Source organism: Micromonospora pattaloongensis (assembly GCF_900107255.1).
Classification (GTDB): domain Bacteria; phylum Actinomycetota; class Actinomycetes; order Mycobacteriales; family Micromonosporaceae; genus Micromonospora_I; species Micromonospora_I pattaloongensis.
Genome location: NZ_FNPH01000015.1, coordinates 19,918 through 34,193, shown reverse-complemented (window position 1 = coordinate 34,193; position 14,276 = coordinate 19,918). Strand labels below are relative to the sequence as shown.

Genomic DNA, 14,276 nt, shown 5'->3' with positions numbered 1-14,276 from the left:
ACCCCTCGCTGGCAGTGAAGCCCTTGAATGGGGCGGTACACGAGCGTACCGTCCGGGTGGTACGTTCACGTACCACGCCCGGAAGGTGCGTCCCCCCATGACCACTGCGACACTTCCGCCCGGCCCCTCCAGCCCACGCTTCATGCAGGTCGCGTACGCGCTGACCATGCCGCGACGGGGAATGCCCCGGCTCCGCGACCGCTACGGTGACGCGTTCACCGTCGACATGCCGATCTTCGGTCGCACCGTGGTCATCAGCGCGCCGGCCGAGATCAAGCAGCTTTTCCAGGCCCGTTCCGACCTCGCCGACAACCTGGACCAGAACCTCGGGCAGGTCCTCGGCCGAGGCTCGCTGTTCGCGCTCACCGGCGACGAGCACCGCCGCCGGCGCAAGCTGCTCGTCCCGCCGTTCCACGGCCGCCGGCTGGCCGCGTACGAGGCGGTCGTCGAGGAGGAGACGGTGCGTGAGCTGGCCTCCTGGCCGGAAGGGCGGCCGTTCCCGACGCTGCCGTCGATGATGCGCATCACCCTCAACGTCATCCTGCGGGCGGTGTTCGGCGCCGAGGGCGCCGAGTTCGCCCGGCTCCGCGAGCTGCTTCCGGCGATGATCACCCTCGGTTCGCGGCTGGCCGTGGTGCCCGTACCGGCCGTCGACTGGGGACGGTGGAGCCCGTGGGGGCGGTTCTGGGCGATGCGCCGGGAGTACGACGCGGTCGTCGAACGACTGATCACCACGGCGGAGCGCGACGACCGGCTCGACGAGCGCGACGACATCCTGGCGATGCTGATGCAGAGCCGCTACCACGACGGCTCGCCGATGAGCCGGAGCGAGATCGCCGACGAGCTGCTCACCCTGCTCGCCGCCGGGCACGAGACGACGGCCACCACGCTGGCCTGGGCGGTGGAGCGGATCCGCCGTCACCCCACGGTCCTGCGCGACCTGGTGACGGAGGTGGACGCGGGCGGCAGGACGTTGCGCGAGGCGACGATCGTCGAGGTGCAGCGGACGCGCCCCGTCATCGACCTGGTGGGACGGCAGGTGAAGGCCGAGACCTTCCAGCTGGGCCGGTGGACGATCCCGCAGGGGTACGCGGTACTGGTCAGCATCGCCCTGATCCACGACGACGAGGCGTTGTTCCCCGACGCCCGGGCGTTCGACCCGTCCCGCTTCGTCGACGCCAAACCCGACCTGTACCAGTGGATCCCGTTCGGCGGCGGCACCCGGCGCTGCGTCGGGGCCGCCTTCGCCACCATGGAGATGGACGTCGTGCTGCGCACCCTTCTGCGTGAGTTCACGGTGGAGCCGACCACCGAACCCGACGAGCGCTGGCGCTCCCGCGGCATCGCCAACGCCCCGGCCGGGGGTGGCCGGGTGATCGTGCGTCGGCGCACCGACCGCCCCGTCGCCGCCGCGAGCGGCGAGCGCAGCGAGGTGGCCCGATGACCGAGCAGGTGGCCGACGTCGGGCGCGGCATCTCGATCGCGTACGAGCAGTTCGGCGACGCCGGCGCCGAACCGCTCGTCCTGATCGCGGGCCTGGGCCAGCAGCTGCACAGCTGGCCGACCGAGTTCTGCGCGCGGCTCGCGGCCCGGGGCTACCGGGTGACCCGCTTCGACAACCGTGACGCCGGCGCGTCGACGCACCACCGGTACCGTCCGGCCGGTCTGGCGGCGATGATGCGGCGGCGCTGGCCCGCCGAGCAGTACGACCTCGCGGACCTCGCCACCGACACCGTGGGCCTGCTCGACGCGCTGCGACACGATCGTGTCCACCTCGTCGGCGTCTCCATGGGCGGCATGATCGCGCAGACCGTCACGGCGCTGTACCCGGAGCGGGTGCGCACGCTCACCTCCATCATGTCGACGACCGGGGCGCGCCGCATCGGACGGCCCGCGCTCTCGACGTGGCGGTTGATGGCCGCCCGCCCGGCGAGGAGCCGGCAGGAGGCGGTCGACCGGACGGTGCGGATGTTCCGGCACATCGGCTCGCACGGCTTCCCGTTCGACGAGGCGTGGGTGAGCGAGCAGGCCGGCCTGGCGTGGGACCGCGATCCCTCCCCGGCGGGGACCGCACGCCAGCTGGCCGCGATCTTCCGCTCCGGCGACCGTACGCCGCAGGTACGCACGATCACCGCCCCGACGCTGGTGATCCACGGGGACCGCGACCGCATGGTGCATCCGACGGGCGGCGCCGCCACGGCGGCGGCCATCGCGGGCGCCCGCCTGGAGAGCATCCCGGGCATGGGCCATGATCTGCCGAGCGGGGCCTGGCCGGTCCTGCTCGACCTCATCGACGACCACGCCCGGCGGTCCGTACCCACGAGGAGCAGCGATGTCCAGACCGGCTCCTAGGATCACCGGCCGGCCGGTGGTCATCACCGGCGCCGCGTCGGGCATCGGCCGCAGCCTCGCGCAGCGGCTGTCCGGGCTGGGCTCCCCGGTGGCGATCGCCGATGTGGATGCCGACGGGCTGGCCGGGACCGCGGCGTCGCTGCGCGGGCCGGTGCTCAGCCGGGTGCTGGACGTGCGCGACGCGGCCGATCAGCACCGGTTCGCCGACGAGGTGCGCGAGTGGCTGCCCGGTCCGCTGGCGGCGGTGTTCAACAACGCCGGCGTCGCGGTGAGCTCGACCGTCCTGGACGCGGTGCCCGAGGACGACGACTGGCTGCACGACATCAACTTCCACGGCGTGATCAACGGGAACCGGGCGTTCCTGCCGATCCTCGTCGCGCAGGACGACGGCGTCATCGTGAACACCTCCAGCGTGTACGGGCTGCTGGGCGTGCCCTACCAGAGCGCCTACTGCGCGGCGAAGTTCGCCGTGCGCGGCTTCACCGAGGCGCTGCGCCAGGAGTTGCGCGGCACGGGCGTGCGGGCCGTCACCGTGCATCCGGGCGGCATCACCACCAACATCGCCCGCAACGCCCGGATCCGCACCGATCCCGAGGGGCGGGGACGGACCAAGGAGCAGATGGCCGCGCAGTTCGAGGCCGCCACCCTGACCTCGCCGGAGAAGGCCGCGGCGATCATCCACCGCGGCGTGGAGCGCGGCAGGGCGCGGATCCTGGTCGGCCCGGACGCGTACCTGTTCGACGCGCTCGCCCGGATCGCGCCGACCCACTACTACGCCGTGATCTCGCGCCTGATGGCGCGCGCCGGCGCACGGCAGAAGGAGCCGGTCCGATGACCACGACCGGGCACGTCGACGTGCTGATCGTCGGCGCCGGACTGTCCGGCATCGGCGCCGCGCACCACATCCAGTCGGCCTTCCCCGAACGCAGCTACACGATCCTGGAGGCGCGGGACGCCATCGGCGGGACGTGGGACCTGTTCCGGTATCCGGGTGTGCGGTCGGACTCCGACATGCACACCCTCGGGTACCGGTTCCGCCCCTGGACGCAGGCGAAGGCCATCGCCGACGGGCCGTCGATCCTGCGCTACATTCAGGACACCGCGGCCGAGGCCGGCATCGAGCGGCACATCCGGTTCGGGCACCGGGTGGTGCGGGCGGCCTGGTCCAGCGAGGAGGCCCGCTGGACAGTGGACGCCGTCCACGACGGCGCACCGGTCCGGCTGACCGCCCATTTCCTCTACGTCTGCAGCGGCTACTACCGCTACGACGCCGGCCACGCGCCGGACTTCCCCGGCGCCGACCGCTTCCGCGGGACGATCGTCCACCCGCAGCACTGGCCGGCCGAGCTCGACCACACCGACAAGCGGGTCGTGGTGATCGGCAGCGGCGCGACCGCGGTGACGCTCGTGCCGGCGATGGCCGACCGGGCCGCCCACGTGACGATGCTGCAGCGCTCCCCCACCTACATCGCGTCGCTGCCGGCCGAGGACCCGATCGCGAACCGGTTGCGACGGCTGCTCGGACCGCGGCGGGCGTACGCCGTCACGCGGTGGAAGAACGTCGCGTTCGGCACGCTCTTCTACCAGCTCAGCCGGCGCCGCCCGAACGTCGTGAAGTCGATGCTCCGCAAGGCGGCCGCCCGGGCGCTGCCCCCCGGCTACGACATCGACACCCACTTCGCGCCCTCCTACCAGCCGTGGGACCAGCGATTGTGCGTCGCCCCCGACGGCGACCTGTTCCGGGCGATCCGGCACGGCCGGGCGTCGGTGGTGACCGACCGCATCGCCGAGTTCACCGAGACCGGCCTTCGGCTGGAGTCCGGCGTCGAGCTCGACGCCGACATCGTCGTCACCGCCACCGGCCTGCGGTTGCTGGCGTTGGGTGGCATCCAGCTCACCGTCGACGGACGGGACGTCAAGCTGCCGGAGACGATGGCGTACAAGGGGATGATGCTCAGCGGCGTGCCGAACTTCGCCTTCACCATCGGCTACACGAACGCGTCCTGGACGCTCAAGGCCGACCTGGTCGGAGGGTACGTCGTCCGGCTGCTGCGTCACCTGGACGCGCACGGCTACGACCAGTGCGTCCCCACCAACACCGACCCGAACGTGTCGGAGCGGCCGCTGCTGGACTTCCAGGCCGGCTACGTGCTGCGCGCCATCGACGAGTTCCCGAAGGCCGGCTCGCGGGCCCCGTGGCGACTCGGCATGAGCTACGCCCACGACGTGTTGACGCTGCGGTACGGCCGGATCGACGACGGCGTCCTGCGCTGCCGGCGCCGGACCGGGGACCTCGCCCACTCGCCGTGATCGCCGCGAAATCGGCCGGGACCGGTCGGCGGGCCTGCGGATCGGTTTTGCGTCGCGGGGGCCTGGGTAGGGCGAACACCTCGCGCACGCTCCACGGAGGGACACGCCCAGATGGATGCCAGCAAGCCCGCCAAAGCAGTCAAGGACGTCGTCGAAGCCGCCGCTGAGAAGGTCGTCGACGTCCTGACTCCGGACGTTCCCGGCGCGCCGGGCAGCGCTCCTCCGTCGGTCGAGGAGCCGACGACGCCGCACGATCCGTTGCCGCCGAAGAAGGAGCAGGGCACGCCCGAGACCCGTACGCCGACCGGCGCGGAGACCGGCGCCCCGGCCACCGCCAACGGCCAGCAGGGCGCGTACCTCACGACGTCGCAGGGCGCGCGGCTGCGCGACACCGACCACTCGCTGAAGGCCGGCCCGCGCGGGCCGGTCCTGCTGCAGGACCACCACCTGCGCGAGAAGATCACGCACTTCGACCACGAGCGCATCCCCGAGCGCGTCGTGCACGCGCGGGGCACGGGAGCGCACGGCGTGTTCGAGGCGTACGGCACCGCGGAGACCGTGACGAAGGCGGGCTTCCTCAGGAAGGGAACCAAGACCGACGTCTTCGTCCGGTTCTCCACCGTCCTCGGCTCGCGCGGGTCGGCCGACACCGTCCGGGACACCCGCGGTTTCGCGACGAAGTTCTACACCGACGAGGGCACGTTCGACCTGGTCGGTAACAACATCCCGGTCTTCTTCATCCAGGACGCCATCAAGTTCCCCGACGTCATCCACGCCGGCAAGCCACATCCGGACCGCGAGATCCCCCAGGCCCAGAGCGCGCACGACACGTTCTGGGACTTCGTCTCCCTGCACACCGAGGCGCAGCACCACACGATGTGGAACATGTCCGACCGGGGCATCCCGCGCTCGTACCGCACGATGGAAGGCTTCGGCGTCCACACGTTTCGGCTGGTCAACGAGGCCGGGGAGACGGCGCTGGCCAAGTTCCACTGGAAGCCGAAGCTCGGCGTGCACTCCCTGACCTGGGAAGAGGCGCAGATGATCAGCGGCATGGATCCGGACTTCCACCGCCGCGATCTGTACGACGCGATCGAGGCCGGCGCGTTCCCGGAGTGGGAACTGGGCATCCAGGTCTTCCCGGACACCCCGGAGGAGACCTTCGAGGGTATCGACCTGCTCGATCCGACGAAGATCGTCCCGGAGGAGCTCGCGCCGGTGCAGCCGGTCGGGAAGCTGACGCTGAACCGGACCCCCACGAACTTCTTCGCCGAGGTCGAGCAGGTCGCCTTCCACCCCGGCCACCTGCCGCCGGGCATCGACGTCACGAACGACCCGTTGCTGCAGGGCCGGCTCTTCTCCTACGTCGACACCCAGCTCACCCGGCTAGGCGGCCCGAACTTCTCGCAGATCCCGATCAACCGCCCGCACGCCCCGGTCAACGACATGTTCCGGGACGGCTTCCACCAGCAGGCCGTGCACGCCGGGGTCGCGCCGTACAAGCCCAACTCGCTCGACGGCGGCAACCCGTTCGTCGCGGGTGACGACGAGCACGCGTTCGTCGACGTGCCCGTCACCGTGACCGAGTCGGGCAAGGTCCGCGCGAACCCCGTCTCGTTCGACGACCACTTCAGCCAGGCCCGCCTCTTCTGGCTGAGCATGTCGCCGGTGGAGAAGGAGCACATCATCCGCGCGTACACCTTCGAGCTCGGGAAGTGCTACCACCAGGCGATCAAGGAACGACAGCTGCAGTGCCTCGCCAACATCGACCCGGTGCTCTGCGCCGAGGTCGCCACCGGGCTGGGCCTGCCCGCGCCGGAGCCAACCGTGCCGATCGCCGACGCCGCGCCCAGCCCCGCGCTGTCGCAGCTGGGCCGGGAGTGGCCGGGTGACGGCCGGACCGTGGGCATCGTCATCGACGACGACGTCGACGTCGCGGATGTCGGCGCGCTGCGCCAGGCGGTGTTCGCCGCCGGCATGGTGCCGTTGCTGATCGCCCCGCACGGCGGCATGGTCGGAGATCTGCCGGTGCAACGGACCTTCGCCACCGGGCGGTCCGTCGAGTTCGACGTGGTGCTGCTGGCCGCGGCGCCGGCCCCCGCCCCGGACGCCGTGCCCGCGCGCGACGCCAAGGCCGGCGCGTCCGACTCGGCAACGGTGGACCCGCGGGTGCTGCTTCTCGTCGAGGAGGCGTGGCGGCACGCCAAGGCGATCGGGGCGTGGGGCGCCGGCGTCACCGTGCTGGATGGGGCCGGGGTCGCCGGCACGCCGGGCGTTGTCGCGGGCGACTCGGCCACCGACGTCTTCGCCGCCGTGCAGCAGTTGATGGCCGCGCACCGGGTCTGGGAGCGGTTCCCCGCCACCGTCGCCTGACGCGTCCGACCGACCAGGGGCCGCCCTCCGTGCCATCGGAGGGCGGCCCCTGACGCTGTTCCGATGTCGCCCACGGCGACCGTCGGACCAGAGGGCCGGCCGGACGGGTCGACGCGCGCCGGTCCGGTGCCCGTGACGCCGCGAATCATCGCCGTCACCAGCCGCGACTCACCCGCCAGGTGTCGGGGTCTTGTGACGCGGATCGGAGGTCCCTAGTATCGACGAAAGTTCTCTCAATCGCAGCGAAAGTCTCCCGGGGCACGTCGAAAGTTTCAGAAATGGCCGCGGAAGTCCCACGGAGAAGCGCGAAAGGGTGGCGGGACATGGCACTTCCCCCCGGGACGACGTCCACGGTTCAGCCGTTACCGCGCCGCGCCGGAGGTCCACCGCCACCACCGCCCCGAGGAGAAGTGATGCGATCAGAGCCATCTTCCAAGGGCACAAGAGATCTCCAGACTTCGTTGGCCGCGACGCGCCCCTGGCCGGCAACGCGGTCGCCGCAGCCGGCGCCGACGTCGGCGTCGCACTGCGACCGCCCGACGCTGCCGCGGGTGGGCGACCCGGGGCACGGCGCCGGCCCCGTGCCGCCGCCCCGCCGGGAGACCGACGGGATCCGTCTCGACGCCGAGGACCTGCGCCTGCTGGCGCTGCTGGGCGAGGGCATGCCGGTCAGCTCCGTGGCCCGCCGGGTCTCGATGTCGGACCGGACCGTCCGCCGGCGTATCCGCGCCATCTGCGAACAGCTCGGCGTGAAGGCCACCGTGCAGGCGATCGTCTGGGCGGCCCGGCGCGGCCTGGTGTAACCGCTTTCTCGCCCCGCCCGGGGCGTACGAGCACCAGCAACGTGCCGGGCACGGAGGCGAACCTCCGCACCCGGCACCGATCGCTACAGCTCCCGCACCCGGACGTTGCGGAACTCCGTCACGTCGTTGTTGCCGTGGTTCTGCAATCCGACGAAACCGCGGAGGAACTGCCGCAGATCCGTCGACGGGTCGCCGGCGCGCGAGGACTGCTTGCCCGGCGTGTTGTCGAACTCGTTGATCACCACACCGTTGCGGATGATCGTGTAGTGCTGCCCCACGACTCGGACCTCGTAGTCGTTCCACTGGCCCTTCGGGGTCGCGCCGGCCCTCTCCATCGGGTTCGGCGCGAAGTTGTAGATCGAACCGGTCTTCTGCGGCTCACCGGTCTCCCCGTCGTAGAGCTGGATCTCGTGCCCGCAGTAGATCGCCACCCAGGCCGGCGACGTCCGGGCCGATCCCAGCGTGTCGCACCGTCCGGCGGGACGCTGCGCCAGCGGGGTCCGCGGATCGGGGAACCGCACGAACACCCCGCTGTTGGCCCGGAACGGGTCCGGCGAGACATCCCGGAACTGCAGCCGCAGCGAGTAGTCGCCGAACTGCTTCTCCGAGTACCACAGCATGCCCAGACCACCGATGGTGCGCATCGAACCGTCCGGCTGCAGATCGAAGCGTCCGCTCGGGGCCTGGGTCCACTTCACGAACGACTGCGCGCTTCCGTCGAAGAGGGGCTTGTACCCGGCCGTCTTGCCGATCGTGGACTGGTTCGCGGCGCGACGCAGCGTGCCCGCCTCGTCCTGCGTGATCACCTTGTCCTGACGGAGCTGGTAGAGCAGCGCGTTGACGTGGCTCATGAACGCCTCGTGCGTCGACCACGTGCCCTCGTCGTCGATCAGGTCGTTGATCGTGCAGCCCCCACCGACCGGGTGGCTGGCCACGCCCGTGTCCGTGTCGAGCAGGTGCACGGTCGGCCGGGCGTCCGGCGCGGCGCAACCCGCGAGGACCTGGAACTTCCCGGTCGCCGTCTCACCGTCGGCGTAGGTCACCTTGACCGTGGCCTGGTAGGTGCCGTACGCCGCATAGGTGTGCGTCGGGTTGGCCGCCCGCGACTTGTTGCCGTCGCCGAAGTCCCACTCCCACGCCACACCACCGATCCGCGCGTTGGAGAAGCTGACCGTCTTCGGCTGGCTCTGCACCACGGGCCGCGCGCTGGCCGCGCTCGGGTTCGGCGTCGCCGGACCACCGGCGTAGCTGATGCGGATCAGCTTCTGGTTCGCGTGCAGGCTGAAGAAGCCACCCGCGTAGTCGACCATGTACAGCGCGCCGTCCGGGCCGAACTTCGCGTCCATCCAGCTCTGCAGCGCCGTGTCGCCGGTGCCGCCACGGATGATGTGCCGCAGGTCCTCGCCGAAGACCGGCGGGCCCTGCTGCGGCACGGTCTTCGGGTCGACCGTGACCGCCACCCGGTTGTTGGCGTTGGACTGGTCACCGATGAACCACTTGTTGTCCCAGTACGCCGGCCAGGCGACCCCGCTGTTGGTGTCGACCTCCGACCGGTGGTACGTCGGACCGTCCATGATGGCCTGCCCGCCGCCCTTGAGGTACGGCTGGGTGTAGGTCGACTCGCTCTGGACGTAGGTCGGCAGGCCGCTGCCGTCGGTCCGCTCCGGGAAGACCGGGCCACCGCCCTGCGGCGAGTACCAGATCATGTTGTTGCGGGCCGGCGGGATGTTCACCAGACCGGTGTTGCGCGGCGAGGTGTTCTTCAGGTTGTCGCAGTCGTACCAGCCGGTCAGGACGGTGGCGTCCGTGTCGCTCCGGTCGCGGTACGGCTGCTTGTTGCCCATGCAGTACGGCCAGCCCTGGTTACCCGCGGAGGTGATGATCGTGGCGGTCTCGTACTTCGCCGGGCCCAGCTCCGGGCTCGGCGCCCCGGCGTCCGGACCCACCCACGCGGCGGTCAGCCAGTCGTTCTTCTTGTCGTACGCGATCCGGGCGATGTTGCGGACACCCATCACGTAGATCTCGGGGCGGGCCTTGCCGCCGCCCTCCTCGTTGCCCGTGAACAGGTTGCCCTCGGGAATCGTGTACGTCCCGTCCGGCTCCGGGTGGATCCGGAGGATCTTGCCGTTCAGATCGTTGGTGTTGCCGGAGGTCCGACGGGCGTCCTGGAACGACAGGCCCTGGTAGTCCGCGGTCCAGTTGTTACCGGAGTATCCGCTCGAGCCCTGGGACGAGTTGCTGTCTCCGGTGCCGATGTAGAGGTTGCCGTCGTTGTCGAACGCCATGCCACCGCCGGCGTGGCAGCAGCTGTGGATCTGCGTCGTCCAGTGCAGCAGGTCCTTACGGGTGCTCTGGTCGATCGACTGCTGCGCGAAGTCGTACGTGAACCGCGAGATCGTCCGCTGACCGGTCCGCTTCTCCCGGTCGATCGACTCGTGCGGCATCCAGTAGGCGTACATCCACCCGTTCTGCGCGAACTTGGGGTCCAGCGTGAGGCCGACCAGGCCCTCCTCGTTCTTGACCAGCTCGTCACCGCTGCCGCGGTTGCCCATCACCTTGAGGGTGGTCAGCAGCTTGACCTGCTTGGTCTTCGGGTCCCACTGGTGGATCGTGCCGCAGCCGAGACCCACGTTGGGGTCGCTCCAGTCGCGGACCGGGCCGGTCGCGCAGGCGGCCTTGCCGATGTAGAAGACCGTGCCGTTCGGCGCGATCGTCAGGCCGTGCGGCTCACCGATCTGGTCCAGCTGGCCCGCCTGGTTCCGGGCGGTCAGCCGCTCGATCTTGTAGTTCGACCCGATCGTCGCCTGGCAGTCTCCGCGCACCATGCCGGTCGTCCACTGGATGGCGCCGAGCAGGTGGCCGAGGAACCGCGTGTCGCCGGTGTAGCTCTCCTCCGTGCGGCCCATGCCGGTGTAGAAGGACCGGCCGCCGTCGTAGTCGCGACACCACGAGATCGGGTGGAACGCGCCGTTGCCGGCCTGGCCCGCGTTGTACGTGTGCTCCCCGACCTGGGCGACCGTGTGGACCGAGCCGATCGGGTTCGGGTCCCAGTTGAGCCACTTGTCGGTCCGGGTCCACTTCAGCGGCAGGCCCTTGTTGGCCGGGTGCTGCCGGTCCGTGACCTCGACCACCGCCTGCTGCACCGTGTCCTCCACGGGCGGACCGGTGTCGGGGCCGAAGAGCCGCAGCTCGGCCAGCTGGATCAGCGGCTCACCGCTGTTCGCGGTGATGTTCAGCCGGTAGTGCTGGTACGCCGCGCTGTTGGTGATCTGGAACATCCGGGTCTGGAAGCGCTGCGGGAAGGTCTGGCCGCTCTGGCTGTCCAGGTCGACCCAGTTCTGGCCGTCGGAGGAGCCCTGCAGCTTCCAGTCCTTCGGGTCCCGCCCGGTGAAGTCGTTTGCCGAGGTCAACGCATACCGGCTGACCGTGACCGGCTTCTCCAGCTTCGCGGCGACCCAGCCGGTGGGCGTGAACGCCAGCCACTTGGTGTTGTTGTTCCCGTCGAACAACCGCTCCTTGGACTCGTTGGGCGGGTTCTCCCCGCTCGCCGTGATCTCGATGGCCTTCTCGGCCGGGGGCAGGCCGGTGGCCGGGCGGGTACCGATCAGCCCGGTGAACCACGAGGAATCGGCCTGCGCGCGGGCGGCGTCGTGCACGCCGACAAACCCACCGCCGGTCTTGATGTAGGCCTGGAAGGCCTTCTCCTGGTCGGTGTCGAGCGTGACGCCCTTGGCCGACAGCAGCACCACGCCGCGGTATCGCGACAGCTTGTTCACGGTGAACACGGCCGGGTCCTGCGACACCTCGACGGCGAACCCGTTCTGCTGGCCCAGGTTCTCGATCGCCGCCGCGGCCTTGGTGACCGGGTCGTCCTGCTGGGCCGCGGGGCCGTGGAACACCAGCACCTTCACCGGGTTCTTCGACTCTTGCGGCGTCGGCTCCGGCGCCGCGAACGCGGGCATGGCCGCCATGCCGAGCACCAGGGTGGCGCTGGACGCGAACACGAGGCCGCGCCGCGCACCAGCCCTGGACCGGCGCCACGAGGTGGGTCCGGCGGGCGGCGTGGGTGCTGGCGGGGTGATGGAGTCGGAAGGGGGACGTCCGACCCATCGGGATAACCGGAAATGGCGTTGCTGAGCCATCTCGACTCCTCCACAGGTTGAGGTGCGCGCGACAACGCGCCCCCGATTGACTCATCCGGCTCTCGCACCGCCGGGATACGCCGGGTCCCGAAGGTGCGGTGACAGTGGCCGGGTGAAGAAACCGTGACGTCGGTACGTGAGTGGCCGATCGCTGCGGTGCCAGGTGACGCGATTCTGCTGCGGCACCAGGCCTACGGAGACGCCCGCATGCAGCACTCCCGTCTGTTGACCAGGTTTCACACTGATTGCGAACGTTACTTACCGCTCGGGGTGGCACCGATACTTTGCGCCGATCATGGCCGAACCCGGCCAGATGTCCGCATCGCGGCTTGACAGCCGACCTCGCGCGCCCCCACACCCCGGACGGCGACCCAGGCGGCCCCCGCCGGGCCGGGTGACCGGCTGCCAGGTACCGATCCGCATCGCCGCCCGCCCGGCGGGGTTTGCCCGCGGATGAGCCCGGGTACCAAGCGCACGCACCGGGGGACCCACGACGAGACGAGTTAATGATCATTACCGACGCATTCGCCATCACCGGCCGGCCACGCGATCAACTCGCCGTCGAGCTCGCCGAGCTGCACGCCCGCGCGCAACGCGCGGGGACCGAGCTGGACGACATCAGGGCGCGGCTCGCCGAATTGGAGCGGCAGATCCGCCGGCACACCGGGCGCTAGCGGGACTCCCTCCGCTATTGATCATTCCTCTCGGCCAATCCGCACGGACTGCCCGAAACCGCGCCGCGACGGCGTCGTCCGTCGAAATCGCGCCAATGATCATCTCTTTGCGCGTCGACCACGGCCGCAATTTTGGAACCCCGATCCGCCGACCGTCACGTTCGGCCTGACCTGCGCCGTTACGACGCCACCTCACCGGCCTGGGGCGAACGCGAGTGCCATAGATCGCAGCCCGCCGCCAGGGGCTTGGCACAGCCGGAACCCGGCCAGTACGGTCAGCACGTCCGATCCGGTCATTTGCTCATCGTTCGATGACGCCGTATCGGATCCGCTGAGTCGTGTTTTCACGAGCCGGGGACCCATTGCAATTGGGGTGAATCCGCGGGCCACCGCCTGCGGTAGGGCGACCTTTCCCGCCCGAATCCGTCAGCTAACCCGGTAGGCGGTATCGGAAGGAGACATGTGCTCGTGCAGCCCCGTATGCGCCATCGCAGAGCCCCCAATCACCGGCACGTCGCCGTCCGCCACGCGGACCGCTCGGGTGCCGTCACCGGCTGACCCCGGATCGCCCCAGAACGCCAGCAGCTCGGCGCGACGTGCGCGTACCGCTGTCGGTGCCGCCTCTTCCGCGATCACGCGGAGGGCACCGGAGCGCGACGCGCCTGTCAACGATCGCGCCGGTCCCCCCTGCGCGTCCGGCATCGTCGCCTCAACGCAGATCCGGCTGGCATTCGCCGAATTGATTGGGACGCCGACAACAGTCGGCACAACGATGGAGCTCTCAGTGGAAAACCGACGTATCCCCAACCCGTTCCGCCGCCTCACCGGCCGGGCCCGGGCCACCGCCATGGCGGCGGCCGGCGTTCTCGCGGTCACCGCGACCAGTGCCAGCCTGCTGACGTTTGCCCCGGCCCCCGCCGACGTAAACGTCGGGAACAGGGCGGGTATCGCCCAGATGGCGTTCACCATGGACAACCATGACAGGGATGGGGCGTACCCGAAGCCCCCGGCGGACGCGCCGAAGGAGAAGTCGCTGGGGTACGACTTCCAGTACCAGCCGAACTTCTACTACTGCGGTCCGGCCTCCACCCGCATCGCCCTCAGCGCCCAGGGCCACACGCCCTCGCAGGACGACGTGGCCAACCAGCTCGGCACCACGCTCGCCGGCACCAACTCCTCCTTCGAGATCATGCGGGTGCTGAACAAGGTGATCGGCAAGGACGTCTACCAGGTCCGGGAGATCTCCGGCCCGGGCGCGTCGCCGCGGCAGATGGACCAGCTGCAGGCGGACGTAGTCGACTCGATCAGCAACGGCCGGGTGGTCGTGGCCAACATCGTGGGCGGGGCGACGGACAACGCCGGCTTCTGGCGCAGCTTCCCCGGCGGTCACTACGTGACCGTCGTCGGCTACAGCGACGAGGGCCGGCAGGTGCAGGTCGCCGACCCGTCCGGCGTCGGTCCCAACACGTACTGGATGAGCACCATCACCATGGCGAACTGGATGGCCGGGCGCGGCTACTCGCACTGACGGCTCAGCCGGTGGCGCCGCCGGCACCCGACGATCAACGGTCCCGTCACGTCAAGGGCCAGCCCTCGCGGGCTGGCCCTTGACGTGTCATCCC

General features: G+C 70.3%; 9 protein-coding genes and 1 riboswitch. Of the genes, 8 read left to right on the top strand and 1 reads right to left on the bottom strand.

The genetic code is table 11. The features are described 5' to 3' along the window. Window positions 1-97: 97 nt before the first annotated feature. From BLW47_RS23300 to BLW47_RS25440, 6 genes are all read left to right on the top strand, one after another. Entirely contained in the window at window positions 98-1,444 is a 1,347-nt protein-coding gene (locus tag BLW47_RS23300; protein WP_091562379.1) for a cytochrome P450, read from the top strand. After that, window positions 1,441-2,352, top strand: coding sequence for an alpha/beta fold hydrolase (locus BLW47_RS23295; protein ID WP_091562375.1), 912 nt, complete (start codon window positions 1,441-1,443; stop codon window positions 2,350-2,352). Before BLW47_RS23300 ends, BLW47_RS23295 begins: the two co-directional genes overlap by 4 nt. Then, the gene (locus BLW47_RS23290) at window positions 2,333-3,187 is read left to right on the top strand and encodes an SDR family NAD(P)-dependent oxidoreductase (RefSeq protein ID WP_091562372.1); all 855 of its coding nucleotides are present in this window, start codon (window positions 2,333-2,335) and stop codon (window positions 3,185-3,187) included. The genes BLW47_RS23295 and BLW47_RS23290 overlap by 20 nt, the downstream gene beginning before the upstream one ends. Continuing rightward, window positions 3,184-4,662: a flavin-containing monooxygenase gene (locus BLW47_RS23285; protein ID WP_091562369.1), complete on the top strand. Its 1,479-nt coding sequence runs from the start codon at window positions 3,184-3,186 to the stop codon at window positions 4,660-4,662. The genes BLW47_RS23290 and BLW47_RS23285 overlap by 4 nt, the downstream gene beginning before the upstream one ends. A gap of 111 nt (window positions 4,663-4,773) precedes the next feature. Beyond that, window positions 4,774-7,035: a catalase gene (locus BLW47_RS23280; protein WP_091562366.1), complete on the top strand. Its 2,262-nt coding sequence runs from the start codon at window positions 4,774-4,776 to the stop codon at window positions 7,033-7,035. Window positions 7,036-7,586: 551 nt separating this feature from the next. Beyond that, window positions 7,587-7,838, top strand: coding sequence for a LuxR C-terminal-related transcriptional regulator (locus tag BLW47_RS25440; protein ID WP_217634925.1), 252 nt, complete (start codon window positions 7,587-7,589; stop codon window positions 7,836-7,838). A gap of 83 nt (window positions 7,839-7,921) precedes the next feature. Here BLW47_RS25440 and BLW47_RS23270 read toward each other — a convergent pair whose 3' ends face one another. Continuing rightward, window positions 7,922-11,842 (bottom strand): ThuA domain-containing protein, encoded by a 3,921-nt coding sequence (locus BLW47_RS23270; protein ID WP_245737011.1) that lies wholly within the window; start codon window positions 11,840-11,842, stop codon window positions 7,922-7,924. A 644-nt stretch (window positions 11,843-12,486) separates the two neighbouring features. Here BLW47_RS23270 and BLW47_RS25275 point away from each other — a divergent pair. Then, a complete protein-coding gene (locus BLW47_RS25275; RefSeq protein ID WP_175543774.1) occupies window positions 12,487-12,654 on the top strand; it encodes a hypothetical protein in 168 nt (55 codons plus the stop codon). A gap of 319 nt (window positions 12,655-12,973) precedes the next feature. Then, window positions 12,974-13,114: riboswitch (cyclic di-AMP (ydaO/yuaA leader) on the top strand. Between the two features lie 324 nt (window positions 13,115-13,438). Continuing rightward, on the top strand, window positions 13,439-14,182 hold the full coding sequence (locus BLW47_RS23265) for a C39 family peptidase (protein WP_175543773.1): 744 nt from the start codon (window positions 13,439-13,441) through the stop codon (window positions 14,180-14,182). Window positions 14,183-14,276 lie beyond the last annotated feature (94 nt).

What these genes read in the sequence shown, in the direction of transcription:
- BLW47_RS25275 (WP_175543774.1), top strand. Translation starts at nt 12,487, where the DNA reads ATGATCATTACCGACGCATTCGCCATCACCGGCCGGCCACGCGATCAA.
- BLW47_RS23285 (WP_091562369.1), top strand. Translation starts at nt 3,184, where the DNA reads ATGACCACGACCGGGCACGTCGACGTGCTGATCGTCGGCGCCGGACTG.
- BLW47_RS23295 (WP_091562375.1), top strand. Translation starts at nt 1,441, where the DNA reads ATGACCGAGCAGGTGGCCGACGTCGGGCGCGGCATCTCGATCGCGTAC.
- BLW47_RS23300 (WP_091562379.1), top strand. Translation starts at nt 98, where the DNA reads ATGACCACTGCGACACTTCCGCCCGGCCCCTCCAGCCCACGCTTCATG.
- BLW47_RS23280 (WP_091562366.1), top strand. Translation starts at nt 4,774, where the DNA reads ATGGATGCCAGCAAGCCCGCCAAAGCAGTCAAGGACGTCGTCGAAGCC.
- BLW47_RS23290 (WP_091562372.1), top strand. Translation starts at nt 2,333, where the DNA reads ATGTCCAGACCGGCTCCTAGGATCACCGGCCGGCCGGTGGTCATCACC.